This is a genomic window from Citricoccus sp. GCM10030269 (assembly GCF_042665635.1).
GTDB lineage: Bacteria > Actinomycetota > Actinomycetes > Actinomycetales > Micrococcaceae > Citricoccus.
This window is the reverse complement of the sequence record NZ_JBHTCV010000005.1, coordinates 271892-297346: the sequence shown is the minus strand read 5'-3', so window position 1 is coordinate 297346 and position 25455 is coordinate 271892. Positions and strand designations below refer to the sequence as shown.

Annotated in this window: 23 protein-coding genes and 1 tRNA gene; 20 read left to right on the top strand and 4 right to left on the bottom strand. The window is 67.2% G+C overall.

Features of this window, described 5'->3' with window-relative positions:
- Positions 1–216: 216 nt before the first annotated feature.
- Positions 217–300: transfer RNA gene (locus tag ACFQQD_RS08490), tRNA-Leu, on the bottom strand.
- A 132-nt stretch (positions 301–432) separates the two neighbouring features.
- On the opposite strand from ACFQQD_RS08490, the gene ACFQQD_RS08485 reads away from it, so the two are divergent.
- Positions 433–1734, top strand: coding sequence for a M20/M25/M40 family metallo-hydrolase (locus tag ACFQQD_RS08485; RefSeq protein ID WP_378088278.1), 1302 nt, complete (start codon positions 433–435; stop codon positions 1732–1734).
- A 2-nt stretch (positions 1735–1736) separates the two neighbouring features.
- On the top strand, positions 1737–2915 hold the full coding sequence (locus ACFQQD_RS08480) for an acyl-CoA dehydrogenase family protein (RefSeq protein WP_378088276.1): 1179 nt from the start codon (positions 1737–1739) through the stop codon (positions 2913–2915).
- Positions 2916–2922: 7 nt separating this feature from the next.
- On the opposite strand, the gene ACFQQD_RS08475 is transcribed toward ACFQQD_RS08480, so the two are convergent.
- Positions 2923–3159, bottom strand: a complete 237-nt coding sequence (locus ACFQQD_RS08475; protein WP_378088274.1) for a DUF5703 family protein — start codon at positions 3157–3159, stop codon at positions 2923–2925.
- A gap of 84 nt (positions 3160–3243) precedes the next feature.
- Here ACFQQD_RS08475 and ACFQQD_RS08470 point away from each other — a divergent pair, with 84 nt between their 5' ends.
- The 3 genes from ACFQQD_RS08470 to mshC are packed head-to-tail and all read left to right on the top strand — an operon-like array spanning position 3244 to position 5677.
- On the top strand, positions 3244–3510 hold the full coding sequence (locus tag ACFQQD_RS08470; protein WP_378088272.1) for a hypothetical protein: 267 nt from the start codon (positions 3244–3246) through the stop codon (positions 3508–3510).
- Between the two features lie 53 nt (positions 3511–3563).
- Positions 3564–4397 (top strand): undecaprenyl-diphosphate phosphatase, encoded by an 834-nt coding sequence (locus tag ACFQQD_RS08465; RefSeq protein WP_378088270.1) that lies wholly within the window; start codon positions 3564–3566, stop codon positions 4395–4397.
- On the top strand, positions 4397–5677 hold the full coding sequence (gene mshC, locus ACFQQD_RS08460; RefSeq protein ID WP_378088268.1) for a cysteine--1-D-myo-inosityl 2-amino-2-deoxy-alpha-D-glucopyranoside ligase: 1281 nt from the start codon (positions 4397–4399) through the stop codon (positions 5675–5677). Before ACFQQD_RS08465 ends, mshC begins: the two co-directional genes overlap by 1 nt.
- Positions 5678–5681: 4 nt before the next feature.
- Here mshC and ACFQQD_RS08455 read toward each other — a convergent pair whose 3' ends face one another.
- Positions 5682–6581, bottom strand: coding sequence for a PAC2 family protein (locus ACFQQD_RS08455; RefSeq protein ID WP_378090050.1), 900 nt, complete (start codon positions 6579–6581; stop codon positions 5682–5684).
- Positions 6582–6667: 86 nt separating this feature from the next.
- Here ACFQQD_RS08455 and ACFQQD_RS08450 point away from each other — a divergent pair, with 86 nt between their 5' ends.
- From ACFQQD_RS08450 to ACFQQD_RS08380, 15 genes are all read left to right on the top strand, one after another.
- Positions 6668–7456, top strand: coding sequence for an HAD family hydrolase (locus ACFQQD_RS08450; protein ID WP_378088266.1), 789 nt, complete (start codon positions 6668–6670; stop codon positions 7454–7456).
- Positions 7453–8592, top strand: a complete 1140-nt coding sequence (locus ACFQQD_RS08445; protein ID WP_378088264.1) for a site-2 protease family protein — start codon at positions 7453–7455, stop codon at positions 8590–8592. Before ACFQQD_RS08450 ends, ACFQQD_RS08445 begins: the two co-directional genes overlap by 4 nt.
- A gap of 61 nt (positions 8593–8653) precedes the next feature.
- Positions 8654–9763 (top strand): tRNA (adenine-N1)-methyltransferase, encoded by a 1110-nt coding sequence (locus ACFQQD_RS08440; protein ID WP_378088262.1) that lies wholly within the window; start codon positions 8654–8656, stop codon positions 9761–9763.
- 114 nt (positions 9764–9877) lie between these two features.
- Positions 9878–11578, top strand: a complete 1701-nt coding sequence (gene arc / locus ACFQQD_RS08435) for a proteasome ATPase (RefSeq protein ID WP_378088260.1) — start codon at positions 9878–9880, stop codon at positions 11576–11578.
- Positions 11579–11643: 65 nt separating this feature from the next.
- The gene (gene dop / locus ACFQQD_RS08430) at positions 11644–13224 is read left to right on the top strand and encodes a depupylase/deamidase Dop (protein ID WP_378090048.1); all 1581 of its coding nucleotides are present in this window, start codon (positions 11644–11646) and stop codon (positions 13222–13224) included.
- Between the two features lie 28 nt (positions 13225–13252).
- Complete coding sequence (locus tag ACFQQD_RS08425) at positions 13253–13465, top strand: ubiquitin-like protein Pup (protein WP_378088258.1); 213 nt, start codon at positions 13253–13255, stop codon at positions 13463–13465.
- 5 nt (positions 13466–13470) lie between these two features.
- Positions 13471–14916 carry a Pup--protein ligase gene (pafA, locus tag ACFQQD_RS08420; protein WP_378088256.1) on the top strand — a complete coding sequence of 482 codons (1446 nt, stop codon included), beginning with the start codon at positions 13471–13473 and terminating at the stop codon, positions 14914–14916.
- A gap of 88 nt (positions 14917–15004) precedes the next feature.
- Positions 15005–16084 carry an FKBP-type peptidyl-prolyl cis-trans isomerase gene (locus ACFQQD_RS08415; protein ID WP_378088254.1) on the top strand — a complete coding sequence of 360 codons (1080 nt, stop codon included), beginning with the start codon at positions 15005–15007 and terminating at the stop codon, positions 16082–16084.
- A 59-nt stretch (positions 16085–16143) separates the two neighbouring features.
- Positions 16144–16539: an FKBP-type peptidyl-prolyl cis-trans isomerase gene (locus ACFQQD_RS08410; protein ID WP_378088252.1), complete on the top strand. Its 396-nt coding sequence runs from the start codon at positions 16144–16146 to the stop codon at positions 16537–16539.
- Between the two features lie 7 nt (positions 16540–16546).
- Complete coding sequence (locus ACFQQD_RS08405) at positions 16547–18682, top strand: helix-turn-helix transcriptional regulator (protein ID WP_378088250.1); 2136 nt, start codon at positions 16547–16549, stop codon at positions 18680–18682.
- A 31-nt stretch (positions 18683–18713) separates the two neighbouring features.
- Complete coding sequence (gene tatA / locus ACFQQD_RS08400) at positions 18714–19010, top strand: Sec-independent protein translocase subunit TatA (RefSeq protein WP_378088248.1); 297 nt, start codon at positions 18714–18716, stop codon at positions 19008–19010.
- An 18-nt stretch (positions 19011–19028) separates the two neighbouring features.
- On the top strand, positions 19029–19892 hold the full coding sequence (gene tatC, locus ACFQQD_RS08395) for a twin-arginine translocase subunit TatC (RefSeq protein ID WP_378088246.1): 864 nt from the start codon (positions 19029–19031) through the stop codon (positions 19890–19892).
- A gap of 25 nt (positions 19893–19917) precedes the next feature.
- Entirely contained in the window at positions 19918–22938 is a 3021-nt protein-coding gene (locus ACFQQD_RS08390; RefSeq protein ID WP_378088243.1) for a DEAD/DEAH box helicase, read from the top strand.
- Positions 22938–24125 carry an amidohydrolase family protein gene (locus ACFQQD_RS08385; protein ID WP_378088241.1) on the top strand — a complete coding sequence of 396 codons (1188 nt, stop codon included), beginning with the start codon at positions 22938–22940 and terminating at the stop codon, positions 24123–24125. Before ACFQQD_RS08390 ends, ACFQQD_RS08385 begins: the two co-directional genes overlap by 1 nt.
- A 95-nt stretch (positions 24126–24220) precedes the next feature.
- Positions 24221–24970 carry a polyprenol monophosphomannose synthase gene (locus ACFQQD_RS08380; RefSeq protein WP_378088239.1) on the top strand — a complete coding sequence of 250 codons (750 nt, stop codon included), beginning with the start codon at positions 24221–24223 and terminating at the stop codon, positions 24968–24970.
- A gap of 90 nt (positions 24971–25060) precedes the next feature.
- Here ACFQQD_RS08380 and ACFQQD_RS08375 read toward each other — a convergent pair whose 3' ends face one another.
- Positions 25061–25408: an RNA polymerase-binding protein RbpA gene (locus ACFQQD_RS08375; protein WP_378088237.1), complete on the bottom strand. Its 348-nt coding sequence runs from the start codon at positions 25406–25408 to the stop codon at positions 25061–25063.
- Positions 25409–25455: the final 47 nt, after the last annotated feature.

The following is a 25455-nucleotide window of genomic DNA, read 5'->3' as shown; positions in this document are numbered from 1 at the left end:
TGACCGTATCCCCGGCGACGAACCGTGACCACGGATCGGGATCACTGCTGAGGGAAATCGCGTAGTGGTCGCGTGGTGACAGCGGTCCAGAACGGTGACGGCACGTGGTCGCTGCACAAGAGAGCCGGTCGATGTCCACGTCCGCGAAGACGCAGAAAAGGCCCTGACCAAGGAGTTCCGCTCCTGGCCGAGGGCCTTTTTCCTGCTCTCACTCTGTGCGCGGAGGGGGACTTGAACCCCCACGCCCTTGCGGGCACAGCGACCTCAACGCTGCGCGTCTGCCAATTCCGCCACCCGCGCGCACATCTGCTGCTTCTTCAAAGCTCCCGTTGGTGCATTTCCGAAAGGCAGCGCTGACTATCCTAACACTTCTCCGAACGACCTCGGGACATCAGCGTGAGACCGGCCACCGGTCCTCGATAGGCTGGCGGGATGAACACCGATTTCCGCGACGACGTCGTCCGTACCTGCCGGGACCTGATCAGGATCGACACTTCCAACTTCGGAGGGAACTCCTCTCGGGGCGAGCGCGAAGCAGCGGAGTACTGTGCTGAGCTGATGCGTCAGGCGGGCATGGAACCGCAGATCTATGAATCCTCACCGGGTCGGGCCAGTGTGATCGGCCGGATCTCCGGGTGGGATACCGAGGCCCCCGCGCTCGTGCTGCACGGCCACCTCGACGTCGTGCCGGCCGAGGCCTCCGAATGGACGGTGGACCCGTTCTCGGCAGAACTGCGCGATGGCATGATCTGGGGCCGCGGGGCGGTGGACATGAAAGGCATGGATGCCATGATCCTCACCGTCCTCGGTGAGTTGCACCGGTCCGGACTGGCGCCCCGCCGCGATCTGATCGTCGCCTTCTTCTCCGACGAGGAAGCCGGGGGAGTCTATGGGGCCCGCTGGTTGGTGGATCATCACCCGGAGCTGTTCGACGGTGCCACCGAGGCGATCAGCGAGGTCGGCGGCTTCTCCACCGAGATCCAGGGTCAGCGCGCGTACCTGTTGCAGACGGCGGAGAAGGGGCTGGCCTGGCTCAATCTCACCGCCGTCGGCGCCCCGGGACACGGATCCGCGGTTCACCCGGACAACGCCGTCACCCGGCTCTCCGGAGCGATGACCCGCATTGGTGCCCACCAGTGGCCGGTCGAGTACACCAAGACCACGCGCGACCTGCTGGAACAGGTCGCCGAGATCTGCGGCATCCCCTTCGATGAGACGGATCCGGGGCCGCAGCTCGAAGCATTGGGCTCCGCTGCCCGCTTCGTGGGCTCCACGTTGCGCAACAGTTCCAATCCGACGGGGCTCACCGCCGGATACAAACACAACGTCATTCCGGGCAAGGCTGAGGGAACCCTCGACGTCCGCTTCCTGCCGGGTCAGGAGGAGCACGTCATGCAGACTCTGCGTGAGCTGGCCGGGGAAGGAGTGGACTTCAGCCACGAGCACCGGGACATCTCCCTGGAGGTTCCCTTTTCCGGAAACCTCGTGGATCTGATGGTGGAGTCGCTCCAGGCCGAGGACCCGGGAACGCCCGTGCTGCCGTTCATGATGTCCGGCGGCACGGACAACAAATCGCTGTCCCGGTTGGGGATCGCCGGCTACGGATTCGCGCCGTTGCAGTTGCCCGCCGATCTCGACTTCACCGGGCTGTTCCATGGCATCGACGAACGGGTTCCGGTGGACTCCCTCGTGTTCGGTTGCCGCGTCCTCTACCGCATGCTCGAAGCGCGCTGACCATGCCGACACCTCAGAGCCCCCAGCTGCCCACCGTCAACACCGTGCTCACCGAGACTCTCCTGGAGGGAATCCGCTCCCGTGCCCCGGGGTACGACGAGGCCAATGCCTTCCCGTATGAGGACCTGACGGCACTGCGCGAAGCCGGCTATCTCGGCGCCCTGACGCCCCGTGCCGAGGGAGGACTGGGCTGGGACTTCTCGACCGTCGTCGCCGCCCAGCGGACGCTGGCCATGCACTCGCCGGCCACTGCTCTCGCGGTCAACATGCATCTGGTCTGGAACGGGGTGGCCTCCGTGCTCTCGCAGCAGGGGGACGACTCGTTGGCCTTCGTACGCCGCGAGTCGGCTGCCGGGGAGGTGTTCGCCTTCGGGATCTCCGAGCCCGGCAACGACGCCGTGCTTTTCGACTCGGACACGGTCGCCGAACCCCTGCCGGACGGCTCCTACCGCTTCACCGGCACCAAGATCTTCACCTCGCTCTCGCCGGTCTGGACCCGCTTGGGCATCTTCGGCAAGACGCCCGACGGCGGCCACCTCGTCTTCGGATTCCTCGACCGGTCTGCCCCGGGCTGGGCAGCGGACAGTTCGTCGTGGGACATGTTGGGCATGCGAGCCACTCACTCCCACACCACCACCTTGAACGGGGCCATGGTCCCGGCGGAGCGGATCCTACGCCGAACCCCGGCCGGGCCGAACGCAGATCCGCTCACCTTCGGGGTCTTTGCTTCCTTCCTCACGTTCCTCGCCGCCGTCTACACGGGGATCGGAGACCGAGCCGTGGAGCTGGCCGTGCAGCGCCTGGGCCGCCGTCGTTCGAAGACCACGGGACAGCCGCTGGCCCAGGATCCCGTGCTGCGGTACAAAACCGCGGAAGCCTCGCTGCGGCAGCTGACCATGGACGCCCAGTTGCGCTCAGTGGCCGAGAGCATCGACGCCGGCGCGGAGCTGGGCACGGAATGGTTCCCCCGGCTGGTGGCCAACAAGACTCAGGCCGTCCGGACGGCCAAGGCGCAAGCGGACTTCGCGCTGGAGGCGTCCGGCGGGGCCTCGTATCACCGCCAGAACGAGCTCTCCCGCATCTACCGAGACGTCATGGCCGGCGTGTTTCACCCCTCAGACGACGAATCGGCGCACAACACCCTGGCGAGCTTCATGCTCGGCCCGGTTGAGAGTGAGTAGTTGAGAGTTACAGGCCCAGGGTCGAGCGCACGCGCATGACCCGCCTGCGCAACCAGTAACGCCGGGCGCCTCCACGGTAGAGAATCGAGCGTTGCAGCTCCCACTTGCCGTACTCGGCATGCTCCACGACCCGGCGACGGACCTCGGGCAAGGAGTCCCGTGGGGAGACGGTCATCACCAGATACTCCCAGTTGTCCTGCCGCTCCAACGAGTCCAGGCCGCTGGCCATCGTCTGTTCGCGCATCCGTCATCCTTCCGAATCCGACACGGTCTCGTCGTTCCCAGAAGACCCTATGCCAGCCGGAGGAAAACCGGCTACCGTGTGGGCATGAGCATCGACCCGCGCGTGGCCCTTGAGGCCCTGGTTTCCGCATTGGAAGAACATCTGGCGGCCGCCACCGGAAAGCGTGACGATGACGACCCGGCGGTCGAATCGGCCTTCTTCAACGTCGCTGACTCTTTTGAGGCCTATGAAGACGCGCTGTACGCCGCTACCGGTGAGTTCACTCCGTTGGACGTCTATGACGACGACGATGATGATGACGGAGATGACACCGTTGATGACGACGAGGATGACCTCGAACCGATCACCTGACCGGCGTTTTCCTGTCGCTGGTCGGCCCCGGTGGTGACGTAGGGTTCACTGATGTGAACTGGTTAGAAGCGATCATCCTGGGTGTGGTCCAGGGCCTGACAGAATTCCTGCCCATCTCGTCTTCGGCGCACTTGCGCATCGTCGGTGAGTTCCTCCCCGGGGCTGCCGACCCAGGAGCGGCGTTCACCGCCATCAGCCAGATCGGCACCGAACTGGCCGTGCTGCTGTTCTTCTGGAAGGACGTGGTGCGGATCATCTCCCGGTGGTTCCGTTCACTGTTCGGTTCGGTGGCTCGCAACGATCCCGACGCCCGCATGGGATGGCTCATCATCATCGGATCCCTGCCGATTGGTGTGGCCGGCCTGCTGTTCGAGGACGCCATCGACAGCTCGTTCCGCTCCCTGTGGATCGTCGCGACCATGCTGATCGTCTTCGGTCTGCTGCTGGCCCTCGCCGACTCTCTCGGCCGGCAGACCAAGCCTTTGGAGAAGCTGACCGTCAAGGACGGCATCCTCTACGGCCTGGCGCAGATGATGGCCCTCATCCCCGGCGTCTCCCGCTCCGGCGGCACTATCACCATGGGCATGGCCCTCGGGTACACCCGCAAGGCCGCCACCCGTTACGCCTTCCTGCTGGCGATGCCGGCCGTCTTCGCCTCCGGGTTCTACAAGCTGTTCCGCTCGATCGGCGATCCGGAGCAGACCGCGGCCTACGGCATGGCGGAGACCGCCGTTGCCACACTGGCGGCGTTCATCGTCGGCTACATCGTCATCGGATGGCTGATGAGGTTCATCTCCACTAATTCCTACAACCCCTTCGTCTGGTACCGCATCGGCCTGGGCCTCTTGTTGTACATCCTGCTCGGCTTTGGAGTGATCAGCGCCTGATGGAATCCTGGAACGTCCCCCGGCCGGCCGCCCTGCCGGCCCAACCGGACCGGTTGAGCATCCACGACACCTCTGCCGGTCGTCAGCGGCATCCGGGCAACACGGCCGAGGCCTCGCTGTACGTCTGCGGCATCACGCCCTACGACGCGACGCATATCGGCCACGCGAACACCTATGTGACCTTTGACCTGTTGAACCGCTATTGGCGGGCCTCCGGGCAGACGGTCGCCTATGTCCAGAACGTCACCGATGTGGACGATCCCCTGCTGGAGCGCGCCACCGCCACGGGGGTGGACTGGCGAGAACTGGCCGCCGAGCAGACCGCCTTGTTCCGTTCGGACATGGAGGCCCTCAATGTGCTGGCCCCGGACCATTTCGTCGGCGCCACCGAGACGGTGGACTGGATCGTGAATGCGGTGGAGCAGTTGATGGCCAACGGCACCGCCTACTCGGTCCCGGGAACGGACGGAGATCCCGACGGCGACATCTACTTCTCCATCGACGCGGCCGAGGCCGCCACGGACTGGACGCTGGGCAGCATCGGCCAACTGTCCGCCGCGGACATGGTCCAGGTCTTCCCCGAACGCGGTGGAGACCCCCACCGTCCCGGTAAACGCAATCCGCTGGATCCGCTGCTCTGGCGGGTGGCGCGCCCTGGAGAGCCGAGCTGGGACGGTGGGTCACTGGGCACCGGGCGCCCCGGCTGGCACATCGAATGCTCCGTCATCGCGCGTCGATTGTTGCCCGTGCCGTTCACCGTGCAGGGCGGCGGTTCAGACCTGCGCTTCCCTCATCACGAGTTCAGCGCGGCCCACGCCACTGCCGCCGACGGTCAACCACTGGCGAAGAGCTTCGTCCACGCCGGCATGGTGGGGCTGGACGGGCAGAAGATGTCCAAGTCCCTGGGCAACCTGGTGCTGGTGTCTCAGTTGCTGCCCCAGGGCGTGGAGGCCGTGGCGATCCGTACGGCGCTGATGTCCAACCACTACCGCTCGGACTGGGAATGGACCGGTGAGCTGCTCCAGCAGTCCACCGAGCGGGTGGCTCGTTGGCGACAGGCATTGAGTCACGAGGCGGCCAGCGACGGAAGGGCTGTGCTGGAGGCCATGCACCGCGCCCTCTCTGAGGACCTCGACGCACCCGCGGCGTTGAGGGAACTGGATCGCTGGGCCGAGTCGGCCAACGCTGGCGCACCGGCTCCGGCACCGGCCCCGGTCGGAGAGGACTCCACGCCGGACGTCAGGACCGTGGCCAACAGTCTGCTGGGCCTGGAGCTGTAGCCGGTCAGTCGCGGCCGCGACCGCGGCGGCGCAGGTACCGCTCGAACTCGCGAGCGATCGCTTCCCCGGAGGCCTCGGGAAGTTCCTCGGTGTCCCGCGCCTGCTCCAGCTGCTCCACATACGCCGCGACGTCCGGGTCCTCACCGGCCAGCTCGTTCACGCCCCGTTCCCACGCTTCGGCGTCCTCGGCCAGCGCGCCCAGATCCAGCGTCACCTGCAGCAGGTCCTCGAGCCGTCGCAAGAGGGCCAGTTCAGCCTTCGGTGAGGGAGCCTGAGAGACGTAGTGGGGGACAGTCGCCCACAGGGACACCGTTGGAAGTCCCGCCCGAGCCGCGGTGTCCGTGACGACGCCCACGATGCCCGTGGGCCCCTCATAGGTCGGTCGCACGGCGCCCACCGCCTCGCGCACCTCCGGGTCGGCGCTGGAGGGCGCCGCCGGCAGCGGGCGGGTGTGCGGCACGTCCGCGAGCAGAGCACCGAGCATGACGACGGCGTCCACGTTCTGCTCGGCGGCGTGGGTCAGCAGTTCGGCCGTGAAGGCCTGCCAGCGGTAGCTCGGCTCGGCTCCGGAGACCAGCAGCACGTCGACTCCGGTGCCCTGGTCTCCACTGCCGACGTCGGTCGCTCGGTACATCCGGGTCTGCGGCCAATGCAGCGTTCCCAGACCGTCGGCGTCACGCGTCACCGTCGGCCGAGTGAACTGATAATCGTAATAGTCCCCGTCCGTCAGGGATCCGGCAGCGGTCGCGCCCAACTGGTGACGGAGCAATTCGATCGCGCTGGTCGCCGCTTCGCCGGCGTCGTTCCAGCCCTCGAACGCCGCGATCAGCACCACCGGGCGACGACCCGAGACCGACCGGGCCAAATGGTCCCGCAGACCAAGGGGACCGTGTGCACTCTCCATCTCTGCCATGAGTGTCACCCTAGACCGGGCGAACCAGTGGTGCCAGACGCCCAGGAGACCACCCTTCTGCGCCTAGACTGGAGACCATGCCCACCCCCTTCACCTCAGGCGGCTCGCGTCTCCAGGACCGCTCTGTTCGTGCTGCACGTCCCGCGGCGGTCTTCTGGGACATGGACGGCACCATCGTGGACACCGAGCCGCTGTGGAACGCGAGCCAACGCGCACTGGTGGAGGACGCCGGTGGGGAGTGGACCACCGCCCTCGCCCACAGTCTCGTCGGACAGGCACTCGACCACGGGGCTCGACTGCTGCAGGACGCCGGCGTCAAGAAGCCCGTCGGCGAGATCATCGAGCTGACCATGGGGCACGTCATCGAGAGCGTCCGCCGCTCGGTGCCGTGGCGTCCGGGCGCGAGGGAACTGCTGGCGGCCCTTCGTGAATCCGCGGTCCCGTGCGCACTGGTCACCATGTCACATGCGCCGCTGGCCTCGGTCGTGGCCGAATCGATGCCCGCCGGCTCGTGGGAGTTCCTCGTCACGGGAGACATGGTGATGCACGGCAAGCCGGACCCGGAGCCGTACACCACCGCCTTCGACGTGATGACCCGGCGCGTGGACGGTCTGCGGCTCCGTGACTGCGTGGCGCTGGAGGACTCCCTGCCCGGGCTGGAGTCTGCCGCGGGAGCCGGTCTGCCGGTGGTCGCCGTGCCACACATCCTCGCTCTGCCTGACGATCCTCGCTGGGAGAAGTGGACCAGCTTGTCTGGCCGGTCGCCGCGGGACCTCGCACAGGCCGCGGACCGGCTGTCGGCCGGTGCCGGACAACCCACGGAGGCTCCGATCGCCCATCGATCGGCCCCCGGCGGAGCCTCGTGAGCGAGAACGCCCTCGAGGCGACTCCCCGCCGGCGAGGCCTGCTCCCACTCGGACGCATCATCGGCGTTCCGGTCTATCTGGCCTGGAGCTGGGCACTCATCGCGCTGTTCGTCGTCGTGATGTTCGGGCCTCAAGTGCAGCGGCTCTTCCCGGAGCTCGGCGCGGGCGCCTACGGCATCGCCTTCCTCTACGCGGTTCTGCTACTGCTCTCGGTCCTGGTCCACGAGTTCGCCCACGCCCTCACCGCGAGGATCTTTCGCTGGCCGACCACCGAGATCGTGCTCAATCTCTGGGGCGGTCACACCCAGTTCGGGTCCTTCGAGGCCACACCTGGCCGTTCCCTGGTCACCGCCCTGGCCGGACCGGCGGCGAACGTCGTGCTGGCCTTGGGTGGTCAGACGCTCATGGCCACGTGGCAGCCCGACGGCGTCGCGGACCTGCTGTTGGGCATCTTCACCTACGCCAATTGGCTGGTGGCGATCTTCAATGCGCTGCCGGGTCTTCCCCTGGATGGCGGTCGCATCGTGGAGTCGGCTGTGTGGGCGGCGACCGGCGATCAGGACCGGGGCTCCATCGCTGCCGGCTGGGCCGGCCGGGGCATCGTCGTGCTGCTGGCCGTCGGGGTCGTGGTGATCCCCATGCTGCAGGGACGGCCGGCCGATCTGTCGCTCATCGTCATCCTCGTGCTGGTGGGCTACTTCCTGTGGTCCGGCGCGACGGAATCCATCCGTGGCGCTGAGATGCGGCTACGGGTTCCGAGGCTGACGGCGGGACAGTTGATGCGTCCGGCCATCGGTCTGCCCTCGACGGCCACGGTGGCCGAGGTGCTCGCCCGGCCCACCGGAACCCGGACCGTACTCGTCTCCGCCACCGGACAGCCCGAGGCCATCGTGGACGAGACCGCCCTCTCGTCCGTGCCCCCGGAAGAGGCCGCATCCGTCCCGGCTGCGGCGACCGCTCGGGCTCTGCCGCGCGGCGCGATCGTCCGAGCCACCGAGGCCGGACGCCCACTGGTGGACCGGCTCGCGACCGTGGAGGGAACCGAATACGCTGTTCTGGCCCTCGACGGATCCGTTTGTGGCGTCCTCCACCAACCGGATGTGGTCGAGTGGCTGACCACCGGTCACCGGCGCTGAGCGCCTCGCCCAATCCCCATCCCCTCCCGACCCCAACACCGCTACAGGAGACCACGACCGCATGACCGAGACGCCTCACCCGTCCACTTCCGGCCCTTCGGACCCCGATCAGCCTGCCGGCCGGACGGAACCGACGGGTGCCAGTGAGCGGCGTGGACCCCTGCGTCCCGGACAGCGTGTTCAGCTCAAGGACGCCCGCGGCCGACTGAATACCGTCACGCTGACGCGCGGGGGGCAGTTCCACAGTCACCAGGGAGTCCTGAACCATGACGACCTGCTGGACGGGCCCGATGGAGTTGTTGTGACCAACTCGGCCGGAAACGAGTACCAGGTCCTCAGGCCGCTCTTGAGTGACTTCGTGCTCTCGATGCCCCGGGGAGCCACCGTCGTGTATCCCAAGGACGCCGGGCAGATTGTGCAGATGGCGGATATCTTCCCCGGTGCGCGCGTGGTGGAGGCCGGAGTCGGTTCGGGCGGGCTCTCCATCTCCCTGTTGCGGGCCGTCGGGGACGGGGGAGAGGTGCACTCCTACGAGCGTCGCGAGGAGTTCGCCGACGTGGCCCGTGGCAACGTGCAGACGTTCTTCGGCGGCGAGCACCCCGCTTGGCGCATTCACCTCGGCGACGCCCAGGACGTGATGACCACGGTGCACGAGCCCGGTTCCGTCGATCGCGTGGTGCTGGACATGCTCGCTCCCTGGGAATGCCTGGACGCCGTGGCCACGGTGCTGGCTCCCGGTGGAGTCTGGATCAACTACGTCGCCACCGCCACGCAGCTCTCCCGGGTCGCCGAGGCCATCCGGGAAGACGGTCGTTTCACGCAGACGGAGGCATCCGAGACCATGGTCCGCGGATGGCATCTCGACGGCCTGGCGGTCCGGCCGGACCACCGCATGGTCGCGCACACCGGATTCCTGCTGGTCTGCCGTCGGCTGGCCACCGGCGCGGAAGCGCTGACGCTGAAGAAGAGATCGAAGGTCTCCGAGTTCAAACCAGAGGATGTGGAGGCCTGGCAACCGGCGGACGAGAGCCGCTGGACCCCGCAGGCCCTGGGCGAACGTCCCGTGACGGACAAGAAGGCACGCAAAGCCGCCCGGGATGCGGCGGCGATGGAAAGCAAGGGCCGCAGCGACGACAGCGACGACAGCGACGGCGGCGACGACGGCCGTTAAGCCCGGAGCCGAGCGCCTCACGGAGCGAAGGCACGGGATCTAAGATGGACGGGCAAGGCTGACCTCAGACCACGATCAGATCCGTCCTCGATCCGGTTGGCCGGAAAGGTATCCGTGAGCGATTCCGTCCCCGCCACCAGCACTTCAACAGTGGAGTCCTCCCTGAAGAACCAGTTGGAGGCCGCCCAGCGCCGCCTGTCGACTCTGACGGAGAAGAACCGGACGCTGGAGTATCAGTTGGACACCGCTGCTCGGAACAACCGGCGCATGGTGGACCTGCTGGAGGCGACTCGCGAAGAGATCAAGACCCTCAAGGCCGCCCTGGAACTGGATGGGGAGGCCCCGTTCAGCTTCGCCACGGTGCGGGAGGTCCATCCAGCGCGCGAGGCCATCGAGGGCGTCGAGATCGCCGCCACCGTCCAGGGTGGCGTCGACGTCCTGCACCACGGCCGGAGGATCCGGGTCGGCGTCTCCCCACTGTTGGACCCCGCACGGATCACCCCGGGCAGCGATGTCCTGCTCAACGATTCGCTGTCCATCGTCGCGGTGGTCGAGTCCGATCGGACGGGGGAACTGGTCCGGATCAAGGAAACCTTGGCCGACGGGCTCCTCGTCGTCGTGGGCCGTGGTGACGAGGAACGAGTGGTGCGCCGCGCCGACCGGCTGGCCGACCAGCGCCTCCGCGTGGGCGACGCCGTGACCGTGGACACCCGCACCGGCCAGGCCCTGGACGTGGTCCCGCTGAACGAGGTCCAGGACGTGGTCCTCGAGGAGATACCGGATGTCAGCTACCAGGACATCGGGGGACTGGGCGATCAGATCGAACAGATCCGCGACTCCATCGAACTGCCCTTCCTGCATCCGGGGCTGTACCGCGAGCACGGGCTGAAGGCCCCCAAAGGCATCCTGCTCTACGGCCCGCCCGGCACCGGCAAGACCCTGATCGCCAAGGCCGTGGCCTCCTCGCTCGCCGCCCGATCCACGGAGGAGCACCGCTCCTACTTCCTGAACATCAAAGGCCCTGAGCTGCTGAACAAGTATGTCGGCGAGACCGAGCGGCATATTCGGATGATCTTCGCTCGCGCCCGGGAGAAGGCCACGGACGGCTATCCCGTGGTCGTGTTCTTCGACGAGATGGACTCACTGTTCCGCACTCGTGGCTCCGGTGTCTCCTCCGACGTGGAGACCACCATCGTGCCCCAGCTGCTGGCGGAGATCGACGGCGTCGAGCGTCTGGACAACGTCATTGTCATCGGTGCGTCCAATCGCGAGGACATGATCGATCCCGCCATTCTGAGGCCGGGCCGGCTGGACGTGAAGATCCGGGTGTCCCGGCCGGATGCCGAGGGCACCGCCGACATCTTCAGTAAGTACCTCACCACGGCTCTGCCGCTGCACTCCAGTGAGCTGGAACGGGCCGAGAGCCGCGAGGCTGCCGTGCAGACGATGATCACCACCGTCACGGACTACCTGTTCAGTCGGCGCCCGGAGACGGAATACCTCGAGGTGACCTACGTGGACGGAACCACCAGGACGCTGTACTTCTCCGACGTCATCTCCGGGGCCGTCGTCGCGAATATTGTGGACCGGGTCAAGAAGCACGCCATCAAGGATTTCCTGTCCTCGGATGGCGACGAGCGGGCCAAGGGGGTACGCACGGAGCATCTGCTGCGATCCGTCCGGGAGGAATTCACCGAGCAGGAGGACCTGCCGAACAACGCCTCGACGGAGGAATGGGCGCGGATCTCCGGTCACGGTGGCGGCCGCGTCGCCGCGCTGCGCATGCTGGTGGGAGAACGGTCGACAGAGTCGTGAACCCGAACCCCGATCCGAACGCCGATCTGAAGGCGCGGACGAGCGGCTGGGGCGTCCACCGCGTCATGGGCCTGGAGACCGAATTCGGCGTCCACGCGCCGGACAACCCGGGTGCCGAACACACGGTGCTCTCCACCGAGGTGGTCAATGCCTACGCCGACCTGGTGACCAGCCGGGGTGGCTCGGTGGCCGGCACCGAGTGGGACTACGGCGAGGAATCCCCTTTGGTGGATGCCCGTGGCTGGCAGTTGCCGCGCTCTGCCGCTCACCCGACCCAGCTGACGGACCAGCCCCTGGCGGACCAGCCCCTCGCCAACGACGACGGCCGTCCCGTTCGCCTCGTCATGAACCTGGTGCTGCCCAATGGGGCCCGGTTCTACGTCGATCACGCCCATCCGGAGTACTCGGCGCCCGAGGCCACCAACCCGCTCGATGCCATGGTGTGGGACCAAGCGGGGGACCGGGTGGCACTGGCGGCGTCACAGCGCATCGCGCACTCGCCGGGAGAGCCGCAGGTCCTGTTGTACAAGAACAACACCGATAACAAATCCGTCTCCTACGGTGCCCACGAGAACTACCTGGTGTCCCGATCGGTGGACTTCGACGAGCTCACCGCACGCCTGCTCCCGTTCTTCGTGGGCCGCCAGGTCATCTGTGGCGCCGGCCGGGTCGGACTCGGGATCAGTGGCAGCACACCGGGTTTCCAGATCAGCCAGCGTGCGGACTTCTTCGAGGAGCGCGTCGGGCTGGAGACCACGGTCCGTCGCCCCATCGTCAACACCCGGGACGAGCCGCATGCGGACCGTGATCGGTACCGGAGATTGCATGTGATCATCGGGGACGCCAATCTCTCGCAGTACTCCACCTGGCTGCGGTGTGGGATGACGGCACTGGTGCTGTCCATGATCGAGCTGGGCACGGCACCCGAGATCGAACTCTCGGACCCCGTCACGGCCCTGCAGACCATCAGTCACGACCCGTCACTGCAGGCCAGCGTGCCGTTGGTCCACCCGGTGGGCGGCCGGAAAGCCGTGACGGGGATCGATCTGATGGAGATCTATCTGACCGCGGCCGAGGACCACGTCGACCGTTTCGGGATGGGCGACGAGGCCACCAGATCCGTCCTGACGGCCTGGCGCGAGTCCGTGGAGACGCTGCGCCGGGATCCCGCGGCCATGGCCGACCGCCTGGACTGGGTGGCCAAGTTCCAGCTGCTCAACGGCTATCGAGATCGTCACGGCCTGGACTGGACCGATCCCCGGATCGCCATGATGGACCTGCAGTACGCCGACCTGCGCCCCGAGAAAAGCCTGTACCAGGCGCTCGTGCGCCGCGGGGCCATCCGGACCCTAGTGTCCGACGACGTGATCGAACAGGCGGTCGCCCGGCCGCCGCGGGACACCCGAGCCTGGGTCCGTGGCCGCACCGTGGACGTCTTCGGGCCCCACGTCGTCGGGGTCAGTTGGGACACGCTGTTGCTGCAGGAAGACGACGACGGCGCCCTGCACCGCTTCCGGCTGCCCGAACCGTTGGCCGGATCAGCCGCCCAGACGGACGGCGTCTTCGGAGACGACCACCGCCCGCCGTCCTTCCAGGGCCTGTTGGCGGTACTGCACCGGGCACAGGCCACCACGACGCCAGCGTAGGCTGACACCCGACTATCCAGGAGGCACCATGTCACAGCACCACAGCTCTCCCTCCGGTCGTGAGAACCGCGAGGAGACACCCGGCGAAGACCCGGGAGCGGAGGCCACGCCGACTGCCGGCAGCGGCAACGCGCAGTCAAGTACGGACAACCTGGACAGCCTCCTGGACGAGATCGACACGGTCCTGGAGTCGAATGCGGAGGAGTTCGTCAAGGGATTCGTGCAGAAGGGCGGCCAGTAGTCCGCATGGACCGCAGAATCATGGGGGTCGAGACCGAGTTCGGCGTGCACTACTCCCACCCGGGGTCGCGGCCGCTGACCCCCGAAGAGGTGGCCCGCTACCTGTTCCGGCCCGTGGTGGAGTGGGGTCGGTCCTCGAACGTGTTCATCACCAACGGCTCTCGGCTTTACCTGGATGTGGGATCGCACCCCGAGTACGCCACCGCGGAGTGCTCCACTATCGAAGAGCTCGTGACGATGGACAAAGCCGGTGAACTCGTGCTGCAGGAGCTCGTCGATCAGGCCTCCGAGCGAATGGCGGCCGACGGCTTCTCGGGCACCATCTACCTGTACAAGAACAACGGCGATTCCGCTGGCAATTCCTATGGCTCTCACGAGAACTACCTGCTGAATCGGCGGACCGAGTTCCGCCGGCTCTCCGAGGCGCTGATCCCGTTCCTCATCACCCGCCAGCTGATCGCCGGGGCCGGCAAGGTCTGCACCGAGACGCCCGACGGCGGCGCGGCTCACTTCGCCTTCTCCCAGCGGGCCGACCACGTCATGGAGAGCATCTCCTCGGCCACCACTCGGTCGAGGCCGATCATCAACACCCGCGATGAACCTCACGCCGACGCTGCCGAGTACCGCCGACTGCACGTCATCGTGGGGGACTCCAACATGTCCGAGACCACCCAGCTGGTCCGCTTCGGCGCCACGGACCTGATGCTGCGGATGATCGAAGCCGGCACACCCTTGGGCGATCACCAGCTCATGGACCCGCTCCGGGCGATCCGAGAGGTCTCCCACGATCCCACCGGAACGGTCGGACTTCAGCTGCGCTCCGGGCAGCGTCGTTCCGCGCTGCAATTGCAGCGGCACTATCTCGAACAGGCCACCGCCTTCGTGAGCCGGAACGGGGCCCATCACGACCAGCTGGAGAAGGTCCTCGATCTCTGGGAGCGGGCCCTCGACGCCGTGGAGTCCGGCGACTACTCCACGATCGACACGGAGATCGACTGGGCCATCAAGCGGCGTTTCCTCTCCCGGTATGCCGAACGTCACGGACTGGACTGGGGATCGGCCAGACTCGCCCAGTTAGACCTCTCCTATCACGACATCACGCCGGGCCGTGGGCTGTTCTCCCTGCTGCAGTCCCGGGGAGCGACGGCACGGCTGGTGGACGATCGCTCCATCGAACACGCCGTCGAGAACCCGCCGACGACCACCCGTGCGGCGATGCGTGGTCGGTTCATCACGGCGGCACGGCAGGCCGGCCAGACGTATTCGGTCGACTGGACCCACCTGAAGCTCAACGATCGCCCGCTGCAGACGGTCAGCACCAAGGATCCCTTCCAGACCCGGTCCGAGCGACTGGACGACCTGCTGAACAGTCTGGCCGCCACACCCGGGGCCGCCGAGCGTGACAGCGACACGGGAAGGGACGCCGACTCATCCAGTGTCCATCCAGTCTGACGTGACACAGTAAAATGGCCAGGTGCAAGCTCGGCCGGGATCCCGGGCCGACGCGCCACGGATCCGCCCAGAACTACCGAAGGAACCGATGTCTGCCTCCGCCTCCCGCGCCACCTCCCTTTCCCGCAGCCGCACCTGGACTGCTCCCGCGGCCCTGTCCGCGGCCTCGGTGGTCACCGCCCTGCTGTTGTCCGGCTGCGCAGCGCCCGAGCCCCGCGGCGCGGGTGACGTCGAGGCGCTGGAACCAGTGTCCATGAGTGTCGGAGAAGACGGGTCCCCGGACGTCACGGTCGACGGCACGATCGAGGCCACGGAGGTCTCGTCCCGAGTGCTAAAGGATGGCGACGGCGACGAGATCAACGAGGGCGACATCGCGCTCGTCAAGACGGCCATCGTCGATCCCGGATCCGGCGAGGTCACCGCCGAGAACTTCACCCAGGGTTCCGAGGCCGTGTATCTCGACGACTCCCTCAAGCAGGGCAACGAGGTTCTGTACAACATGCTTGAGCAGAACAAGGTCGGAGCCCAGATCTCCTTCTTCATGCCGGGTAGCTCCGGCGGTTCCAGCGCCTCGGCGTCCCCGGGCGGTTCCGGCGGCGCGGATCAGTTGATGGTGTTCCAGATCGCCGACGTGACCCCCTCGCAAGCCACGGGCAAGGCGGTCGAGGTCACCGACGACTCCCTGCCGGCTGTGACCCTCAACGAGGACTCCGGGGAGCCCACCATCGCCAAGCCGGAGGGTGATCCGCCGAAGGAACTGAAGGTCCAGCCCCTCAAGGAAGGCGATGGCGACGTGGTCGGCGAAGGCGACTACGTGACCGTTCAGTACAAGGGCGTGAAGTGGTCCGACGGCAAGGAGTTCGACTCCTCCTGGTCCAAGGGCGCTCCCACTGGTTTCCAGCTGAACCAGGTCATCCCCGGCTGGACCGAGGGGATGACAGGGCAGAAGGTCGGTTCCCAGGTCATGCTCGTGGTGCCCCCCGAGAAGGCCTACGGCGAGGAGGGCACCGGGGACATCGGCCCCAACGAGACCCTGGTCTTCGTGGTCGACATCCTGCACACCATGGCGCCCGCTCAGCAGCAGGACACTCCGGCAGAGTCTCCATCAGCGTCCCCCTCAGCGTCTCCGTCTGAGTCCCCGTCTGAGTCGGCCTCTGACTCTGAGTAGGATGACCGGGGCTCGCCCCTGCTCATCATCCCCGTCCCCCGTGTGGAAGGAAGACTGTCATGTCCTTCGGACAGCGCAATTATGACCGTTCCCGGCCAGAGATCGATTTTCCCGGTGAGGTTCCGCCGGAGGATCTCGTGATCGAAGACCTCATTGAAGGATCCGGGCCAGCGGTCAAAGCCGGGGACATGGTCTCCTGCCACTACGTCGGTGTCGCCTGGTCCACCGGGGCCGAGTTCGACGCCTCATGGAACCGCGGCAAGCGGCTGGATTTCCAGGCCGGCGCTGGTCAGGTCATCAAGGGCTGGGACGACGGTCTGCTGGGTATGAAGCTCGGCGGCCGGCGACGCCTGGAGATCCCGCCCCATCTGGCCTACGGCGACACCGGAGCCGGTGAGGAGATCGGTCCGGGCGAGACCCTCATCTTCGTCGTGGACCTCGTCGGCGTCAACTGACCTCACCGTGACCGGAACGCGCCCCACCCAGGATGCCCCGCACAGTTCCTTCACGGTGCCCTCCACCGAACGCATCGTGTCTCTGCTCTGGGTGCTTCTGACGGCAGGTCGAGGCGGCGTGTCCCGGGAGTACTTGAATCAGTACGTGGACGGGTATGCCGGGGCCACCTCCGCCCAGGCCCGGGAGCGAATGCTCACCCGGGACAAGGAGGTCCTCAAGGACATCGGCGTTCCCGTGGAGACCTTCACGGTGCAGGGTGAGCCCGGCTATGAGGCATCGGACCCGGCGACGGAAGTTCGGTACCGCATCGACCACGAGCGGATGTATCTGCCCCACGTCTCCTTCTCTCACGAGGAACGGCTGGCTCTGGTGCGGGCCGAGTCGGCCTGGGCGGGTTCGGAACTGGGCCATGCCGTCGTGCGCGCCGTGGGACGCGTGGATGCGGGGGAGGACTGGCTGGATGCCACCGCCGCCTCCGACCATCAGGCTTTCGGTTCGCGACTGGCCGGGACGGACCGCCACCTCACCGAGCTGGCGGACATGGTCCGGGAACAGTCGATCATCGCCTTCGACTACCGCAACGCCAATGCGCAGTCACCGCAACGGCGCACGGTTCGGGCGTGGGCTCTGACCAACCCCACGGGGGTCTGGTACCTCGTGGGCTGGGATCTGGACCGCGGACAACAGCGCACCTTCCGCCTGACCCGCTTCGAATCGGAACCCCGCCGACTCGACGGGAACTCCCCGGGCACGCCGTCGGCGGCCCCGCCCCGACCAGCGGACTTCAACCTGAACGCCGTACGGGACCTGATCTCGGGCGAAAGCGAACCCGCCTCAACACTGCTCCGGTTGCGCCCGGGCCGGGCCGGACCCTTGAGAGTCGGCGCCGACCTCCTGGCCACGGCAGGAGGCGACCACGATGGCACCGAGGCGTGGGACGAGCTACGGGTTCCCTATACCCGGCCCGGCGAACTGGCCGGCAGCATCGCCGCCGCCGGGCCACTGGCCACGATGCCGGACCATGACGATCCGGTGCGGGCCGCCGTCGTGCGTCTGCTGGATGACGCGCTCGAGGCGCACCGGGCCCCAGTGCCGGAATACACGCTCTCGACACCGCGACGGCGGCGAAACCGCCAGGGCGACCGCGACAAAGTGGCCACCCTGATCGATGCCATCGGACTGATGAACCGGCGCGGCGGCATCCATCGCACCGAACTGGCCGAGCGGCTGCACGTGGAACCACGGCAGTTGGACCGCATTCTCGATGAACTCCGGTTCTGCGGCATGCCCGAGCGCTATTTCGCCGGTGAACAGTTCGACGTGCTCGAGGAGGACGGGCTGGTCACCATCCGCCAGGCCGAGCGCCTCTCCGGACCGCTGCGACTCAGTGTTCCGGAGGCGGCCGCCCTGGTCATCGGTCTGCGCGCGGTCACGGACATCCCCGGCCTGAAGGACACCGAACGGAAAGCGGCGACGTCGGCGCTGGCGAAGATCCTGGACGTGTCCGGACCGGAGGTGAAGGGTGCCAGCGAGGGCATCGTCGCCGGGTTCGATTTCGGCGCTCAGACAGAATTGGCCGGACAGCTCCATGGTGCCGTCCGGGATCGCCGGGTGCTGTCCATCAGCTACTACTCGGCGGCCAGCGACCAGCGCACCCTGCGCACGGTCGAGCCGTTGAGGATCACCAGCGACGGCGGGTACGGCTACCTCCAAGCGTGGTGCAGGACTCAGGAGAGCGTGCGGAACTTTCGTCTCGACCGGATCGACACCGTGACTCAGACCGGTGAGGAGTTCGGCCCGCGCGAGGTGCCGTCTGAGGGTTTCCACTTCGGCGACCACGGCGATGAGCAGGCAGTGCACGTTCACTTCGCACACCGCATCAGGGACCTGGCCACGAGCTTCGACCCGCTGCGGGTAGATCAGCTCCAGGACGGCTCCGTGGTGGCCGAGATCCGTCTGACGCGGCGGGACTACGCGTGGGGCCAAGCGGCGCGCTTCGGCGGCGAGTTCAGAGTGCTGGCCCCGGCCGACCTGGTGGAGTCCACGCTGGACTGGCTTCAGGCGGCTCGCGCCGGATACGTCACCCACAATTCACCCTCTCCGGATCACCGCACCGCGCCCCCGGCCGGCGGCGTGGCGTAAACTCGAATCGTTCAATCGAAAGGACACAACCATGTTCGCTGGACTCCAGGGATGGCAGCTCGTCATCATCATCGCGATCGTGCTGCTGTTGTTTGCTGCCCCCAAGCTCCCGGCGATGGCTCGCAATCTCGGACAGTCAATGCGGATCTTCAAGTCGGAGGTCAAGCAGATGAAGGACGAGGGCTCGGATCAGACCGCCCGGGACGCCAAGGCGGAGAGCACCGAGCGGGACTCGGACGCGGTCGAGGGCACCATCGTCAACGGCGAGAACGGCGCGGCCACCGGTGACAGGAACGGCCGGGCCACCGGCACGAACGACCAGCCGTAAGCGCAGGCCACCTGCCCTATGACCTCTGCTCCTCAGGCGGCTCGCACTAAGGCCAAGCGCCCCCGTGTTCCCCGGAAGAAGAATCCCGTGGGGGAGATGTCCCTCAAGGACCACCTCAAGGAGCTGCGCAACCGCCTGATCATCGCCGGCATTGGCTTGGTGCTCGGCGCGATCGTCGGATTCATCGTCTACGAACCGTTCTTCTCCGCACTGGTGGATCCCATTCACCGGCTTTCGGACAACGGTCGCATCGTCACCGTGTCCTTCAGCACCGTGGGCCAGCCCTTCGACATCATGCTGCAGGTCGCGCTGTTCGTCGGTGTGGTGATCTCCAGCCCCATCTGGCTCTACCAATTGTGGGCTTTCGTGGTGCCGGGCCTGAAGAAGAACGAGAAGCGCTACGCGATGGGCTTCATCGGCGCCGCCGTTCCGCTGTTCATCCTCGGCGTCGCCCTCGGCTGGCTGGTGCTTCCGCAAGCGACAGAGTTCTTCGTCGGCCTGTCTCCGGACATCACGGCCAACGTCATCTCGGCGGACATCTACATCACCTTCGTGCTGCGGCTGTTCTTGGCGTTCGGAGCGGCCCTGGTGCTGCCGGTCATTCTGGTGGGGCTGAACATGATCGGGGTGCTGCCCGGTCGGCAGATTCTCAAGCACTGGCGCATCACCGTCTTCGTCGTCGCCCTGATCGCCGCGCTGGCGGCCCCGGGCTCGGACGCGATGACGATGTTCTACCTCGCGCTGCCGCTAGTGTTGCTCTTCGGCGTGGCGATCCTGATCTGTCTGCTGAATGACCGCCGCAGGGCCAAGCGGGCCGCGAAGGCCGAGCAGGCCAACGAGGACTATCTCTCCTCGGGGCCGAAGCCGCTGCAAGACCTCTGACACCGCAGTCGCCTAGGCTGAACACATGGCATTTTCCGCGGACGACAATTCCGGCCGGCTGAGCCCCGCGGAGCGATACGCCGCATCGCGCCGCCGTGCCGCCGAGGCCAAGACCGAACTCGGCCGATTCACCGCCACCCTGGGCTTCGGGCTCGATCCGTTCCAGAACGAGGCGTGCCGCGAACTGGAGTCGGGCAACGGTGTTCTCGTGGCCGCTCCCACGGGCGCCGGCAAGACGGTGGTCGGCGAGTTCGCCATCCACCTCGCGCTGGCCAACGGTCAGAAGGCCTTCTACACCACGCCCATCAAGGCCCTCAGTAACCAGAAATATCAGGAACTGATGGTCACCTACGGTTCGGAGCGAGTCGGACTGCTCACGGGCGACACGGCCATCAATTCCGAGGCCGAGATCGTGGTGATGACCACCGAGGTGCTGCGGAACATGCTCTACGCGGACTCGGGGACCCTCACCAACCTCGGCTTCGTGGTGATGGATGAGGTTCACTACTTGGCCGACCGGTTTCGCGGGGCGGTCTGGGAAGAAGTCATCATCCATCTGCCTGAGCATGTACAGCTAGTCTCCCTGTCAGCCACCGTCTCCAACGCCGAGGAGTTCGGGGCCTGGCTGGACACCGTCCGCGGCTCCACGGCCGTGGTCGTCTCCGAGCACCGGCCGGTGCCGTTGTGGCAGTACGTCATGGCCGGCAATCAGCTCTACGACCTCTTCGCCACCGAGGTGGCGTTCGACGAGGTGGTGCCCGTCGGCGAGCATCGGGACGAAAGTTTGCCGTTGGAACATTCGTCTCCGTCGGCGACCTCAGCCGACACCGTCTCCGCCGATCTCCGGGACACCTCCGGTGGCGAGCTGGTCCTCAATCCGGAACTGGCGCGCCTGGCAGAGGATCAACGTCGACGTGAGGAGCGCAGCGACTGGGGACGTCCGGGCCGCCACACCTATCGCGGGGGACGCGGCGGGCCCCGCGGACGCGGTGGAGGACGCTCCGGCCGTGGCCCCGGCGGGGGAGGGGGCCGGCCTGATGACTCGCCGCACCGGCCCAGCAACCTGCGCGTCTCTCGCCCGGGTATGGTCCGGATCCTGGAACGCGAGGGCCTGCTGCCCTGCATCACCTTCATCTTCTCCCGGGCCGGCTGCGACGGTGCGGTCGAACAGTGCCTGTCCGCCGGTCTGGAACTGACCACTCCGGGGGAGAAGCAGCAGATCCAGGCCATGGTGGATGAGGCAGGCCAGTCGCTGCCCGCCGAGGATCTGGACGTGCTCGGCTTCTGGGGCTGGCGCGACGGGCTCTCCCGCGGCTTCGCAGCCCACCACGCCGGGATGTTGCCGCCCTTCAAGGAGGTCGTGGAGAAGCTCTTCGGGCTCGGCCTGATCAAGGTTGTCTTCGCCACCGAGACCCTGGCCCTCGGGGTGAACATGCCGGCCAGGACGGTGGTGCTGGAGAAGCTCGAGAAGTTCAACGGCGAGGCGCACGTCAACATCACGGCGGGGGAGTACACCCAGCTGACCGGACGCGCCGGGCGCCGAGGCATCGACGTGGAAGGCCACGCCGTGGTCATGTGGCGGCCCGGACTGGACCCGGCGGCCGTCGCGGGTCTCGCCTCCCGGCGGACGTATCCGCTGAATTCCTCCTTCCGGCCGACCTACAACATGTCGGTCAACCTCATCTCCCAGTTCGGGCTCGAACGCTCCCGGGCCATCCTGGAATCCTCGTTCGCGCAGTTCCAGGCCGACCGCTCCGTCGTCGGGCTGGCGCGCGAGGTCCGCAGTCGCGAGGCGTCCCTGGCGGGATACGAGGAGAACATGTCCTGCCATCTGGGGGACTTCACCGAGTACGCCAGGCTGCGCAAGGAACTCTCCGAGGCCGAGAAAGACTCCTCCAAGGGGCGCAACCGTGCCCGCCAGCGTGCCGTCAAGGACTCGCTGACGAATCTGCTGCCCGGGGACGTGATCGAGGTACCCGGACCGCGCAAGCTGGGCACCGCCGTCGTGGTGTTCCCGGCCGGTAATCCCGGCAACCCGCGAGTGGGTGTCGTGACCCAGGACGCGCAGTTGCGCCGGATCAGTACGGACGATGTCTCCGCGCCTGTGGATCCGATCGCCGGCGCCAAGCTGCCGCAGAACATTCAGGTGAAGACCCCGACCCAGCGCAAGGACATCGCCTCCTCGATGCGGGCGGCCCTCCGCGAACACCGTCCGGCTCCCGGCAACCGCACCCACGCCGGATTCCGGTACCACGACGACGGCAGCGCTCAGCGCGCGGAGGAGCTCCGGCGCCAACTGGAGCGTCACCCCTGCCACGGCTGCAAGGACCGGGAGGAGCACGCCCGCTGGGCGGAGCGCTGGTGGAAGCTGCGCCAAGAGGTGGACAAGCTGACCTCACGCATCGAGGGCCGCACCAACACCATCGCCAAGGCCTTCGATCGACTGGTCGGGCTGTTGTCCACCTACGGATACGTGGACACGGAGGCCGCGGTGGCGGGCGCGGTGGCCGGCACCGAGGACGCCCCGGGGGTCACGGCGTCCGGTCAGACTCTGCGCCGAATCTACGGGGAACGCGACCTGCTCACCTCCTTGCTGCTCGAGGACGGGTTGGCCGATGACCTCAACCCGGAGGAGCTGGCGGGGCTGGCGGCGTTGCTGGTCTACCAGGCGAAGGGTGCGGAGAACGTGGGCATCCCGCAGATGCCGACGCCCAAGCTGCAGAACGTGCTCGATCGGACGGCGGAGCATTGGTACGAACTGCAATTGGCCGAGCGGTCCGCCCGGTTGGAACCCACCCCAGAACCCGATCCGGGGTTGGTCTGGCCGATCCACCGCTGGGCTCGGGGCCGCAATCTTCGCGACGCCCTGAAAGGCACCGAGCTGGCCGCCGGGGACTTCGTGCGCTGGGCTCGTCAGGTGATCGACCTTCTCGACCAGCTGGCCAAAGTCCCCGGCCATCAGGGGCTCTCCGGCCAGTGCCGACGTGCCGCAGATCTCATCCGTCGTGGTGTGGTCGCCTACTCGGGCGTCGATACGCTGGAGTGATGACCACTCTCTACGTCAACGGCACCATCCATTCCACCGCGGACCCCTACGCCACAGCCATGCTGGTGGACGGTGACTCTGTGGCGTGGGTCGGTGCCGACGACACCGCCGAGGCCATGCGCGTTCGCTCCGGGAGCCAGTGGGACGTCGTGGACCTGGATAGCGCGCTCATGGTGCCGGCCTTCGTCGATTCCCTGGCCGCGGACTCCGGTAGCGCGTCTGCCGCTCGCGGTGTCTTCTTGTCCGTTGGCTCGGCTGGCGACGCCGGCCCGGCCGCGCCGGAGGACGAACCGCAGAGTGAACTGCAGAGCGAACCGAGAAGCCACACCGTCGGATACCGCTCAGTGGGAACGGATGACCTGGCATCCGGATTGCAGGGCGTGCTCTCGGAGCTCCGTTCGGGTGTTCGGACCAGCGATCGGTCCAGCGACGGGCGGTCCAGCGAGGCGCAGTACAGCGCGGGCCTGGCAGCCGTCGTCGGGACGGGTGAACTGGACTCCGCCGCGACGGCACGGCTGGCGGACGAGGCCACCGCGGCCGGCGTCCAGGTGTACTTCCTGCCCCAAGATCCGGACGCCTTCGCCGCGGTGATCGCGGCAGTTGAAGGCGCCGCGGACGCCCAGGGCAAGGCGGCGTTGGGGATGGCCCGTCATCGGGTTTCCTGGAACGGACCTGTCGATGGCGACTCGATCCGGGTCCTGGCTGAGCACAGTCTGTCCGTCACCGTGGTGCCGGAGCCTGAGGGCGACACCCTGGCGGTGCGAGCACCGGTCGCCTCGCTGTTGGCCGGTGGAGTTCCCGTCGCCTTCGGCAGCGGCGGCCTGGCAGCGGACCTGTGGGCCGTCCTGCGGGCGAGCCTGGAGCACGCGGACCCGGAGCAGCGCATTTCGGCTCGAGCGGGGTTCACTGCCGCGACCCGGGCCGGTCTTCGGGCACTGCCTGCGTCCCTCGGAGATCGATTCAGCATGGCGGGCCGGATTGCCCCGTCGTCGCCGGCGACCTTCGGCATCTGGGCCGCAGACGCGCTCAGCGTGCAGGCTCCGGACGGCCGAGTCGCCGCGTGGAGCACAGACACCCGCGCCGGAACCCCGCTCTTGCCGGTTCTCGAAGAGGGAACCGCCGCACCGCGATGCCTGGCCACCGTGGTGGACGGGCAGACCGTGTACCGTGCCCCGGAGTGGACCTGATCGCACCGGTCTTCCCGCTCGTCGGGCTGACGTGCATCAACCCCGCCTATACTTGACCCCCGATGCCCTCGGACACCTTAAGGATTTCTTCGCGCATGCGCCCGCTCACGATCATTCCCACCTACAACGAGATCGAGTCGTTGCCCCGGACACTGGACCGCCTCCGGGTGGCCGTTCCGGAATCAGACGTCCTCGTGGTGGACGACGCCTCACCGGACGGAACGGGGGACTGGGCCGAGCGGGCCTCGTCGAACGACCCGCAGATCCATGTGCTGCACCGGACCCGGAAGAACGGTCTGGGTGGCGCGTACATCGCCGGCTTCCAGTGGGGATTGGAGCGGGACTATGACGTGCTCATCGAAATGGATGCCGACGGCTCGCATCAGCCCGAGCAATTGCCTCGACTGCTGGAGGCCATCGATCGCGCCGACCTGGTGATCGGCTCACGCCGGGTCCCCGGCGGCAAGATGGTCAACTGGCCCACACACCGCAAGCTGATCTCCGCCTGCGGTTCCCTGTACCCGCGGATCATGCTCGGCCTCAACCTCACCGACGTCACCGCCGGCTACCGTGCCTACCGCGCGGACACACTGCGCGAGATCGACTTGGACGACGTCCAGTCCAAGGGCTACGGATTCCAAGTGGACATGACCTTCCGCACCGCGCTGCTGGGCAAGAAGATCACCGAAGTGCCGATCACGTTCGTGGAGCGCGAGTACGGCGAGTCCAAGATGAGCGGAAACATCATCACCGAGGCCGTAGCCTCCGTGACCCGCTGGGGACTCTCGGCGCGCTGGGACGTGGTGACTCACGCCGTCGAGCGGCTGACTCAGGGACGTCGCTGACGCACCCGGGCGCCCACGCAATAGGCCGACGCAAAAGCCCCCCGACCATGCGGTCGAGGGGCTTTTCGCGTGGTGACTGCGCCGGACGTATCAGGCGCTGGTCTTCTCGCCGCGACGCTCGCGGAACTTGTTCAACTGAGCCTCCAGCGTCTCCTCAAGTTCCTCGATGCTGCGGCGTTCCAGCAGCATGTCCCAGTGGGTACGCACCGGCTTGGCATCGTTCTCGTTCGGCTTCTCGCCATTGACGAGAAAAGCCACCTTGCCGGTCTTGGACATCCAGGTTGGGGGGACCTCGGCGTCGGTGGCGAAGGTCACGAAGACCTGCTCGCCGTCCTCGCAGCGGTACTCGACCCGCTGGCGCGGAGCGGGCTCCACACCGGACTCGGACTCCATGGACTGTGCACCCAGGCGCATGCCGCGCAAGCTACGGTCGCTCATTCGATCTCCTTCCGGCCCCTATGGCAGGGGCGGTCCAACGTCGACCA

Bases quoted from the DNA above. Each gene is read 5' to 3' on its own strand.
- pafA (WP_378088256.1), top strand. From the start codon at position 13,471: ATGGACCGCAGAATCATGGGGGTCGAGACCGAGTTCGGCGTGCACTAC.
- ACFQQD_RS08485 (WP_378088278.1), top strand. From the start codon at position 433: ATGAACACCGATTTCCGCGACGACGTCGTCCGTACCTGCCGGGACCTG.
- ACFQQD_RS08440 (WP_378088262.1), top strand. From the start codon at position 8,654: ATGACCGAGACGCCTCACCCGTCCACTTCCGGCCCTTCGGACCCCGAT.
- ACFQQD_RS08425 (WP_378088258.1), top strand. From the start codon at position 13,253: ATGTCACAGCACCACAGCTCTCCCTCCGGTCGTGAGAACCGCGAGGAG.
- ACFQQD_RS08390 (WP_378088243.1), top strand. From the start codon at position 19,918: ATGGCATTTTCCGCGGACGACAATTCCGGCCGGCTGAGCCCCGCGGAG.
- ACFQQD_RS08470 (WP_378088272.1), top strand. From the start codon at position 3,244: ATGAGCATCGACCCGCGCGTGGCCCTTGAGGCCCTGGTTTCCGCATTG.
- ACFQQD_RS08415 (WP_378088254.1), top strand. From the start codon at position 15,005: ATGTCTGCCTCCGCCTCCCGCGCCACCTCCCTTTCCCGCAGCCGCACC.
- tatA (WP_378088248.1), top strand. From the start codon at position 18,714: ATGTTCGCTGGACTCCAGGGATGGCAGCTCGTCATCATCATCGCGATC.
- ACFQQD_RS08455 (WP_378090050.1), bottom strand. From the start codon at position 6,581: ATGGAGAGTGCACACGGTCCCCTTGGTCTGCGGGACCATTTGGCCCGG.
- ACFQQD_RS08475 (WP_378088274.1), bottom strand. From the start codon at position 3,159: ATGCGCGAACAGACGATGGCCAGCGGCCTGGACTCGTTGGAGCGGCAG.
- ACFQQD_RS08450 (WP_378088266.1), top strand. From the start codon at position 6,668: ATGCCCACCCCCTTCACCTCAGGCGGCTCGCGTCTCCAGGACCGCTCT.
- ACFQQD_RS08410 (WP_378088252.1), top strand. From the start codon at position 16,144: ATGTCCTTCGGACAGCGCAATTATGACCGTTCCCGGCCAGAGATCGAT.
- ACFQQD_RS08480 (WP_378088276.1), top strand. From the start codon at position 1,737: ATGCCGACACCTCAGAGCCCCCAGCTGCCCACCGTCAACACCGTGCTC.
- ACFQQD_RS08385 (WP_378088241.1), top strand. From the start codon at position 22,938: ATGACCACTCTCTACGTCAACGGCACCATCCATTCCACCGCGGACCCC.
- tatC (WP_378088246.1), top strand. From the start codon at position 19,029: ATGACCTCTGCTCCTCAGGCGGCTCGCACTAAGGCCAAGCGCCCCCGT.
- ACFQQD_RS08380 (WP_378088239.1), top strand. From the start codon at position 24,221: ATGCGCCCGCTCACGATCATTCCCACCTACAACGAGATCGAGTCGTTG.
- ACFQQD_RS08375 (WP_378088237.1), bottom strand. From the start codon at position 25,408: ATGAGCGACCGTAGCTTGCGCGGCATGCGCCTGGGTGCACAGTCCATG.
- dop (WP_378090048.1), top strand. From the start codon at position 11,644: ATGGGCCTGGAGACCGAATTCGGCGTCCACGCGCCGGACAACCCGGGT.
- mshC (WP_378088268.1), top strand. From the start codon at position 4,397: ATGGAATCCTGGAACGTCCCCCGGCCGGCCGCCCTGCCGGCCCAACCG.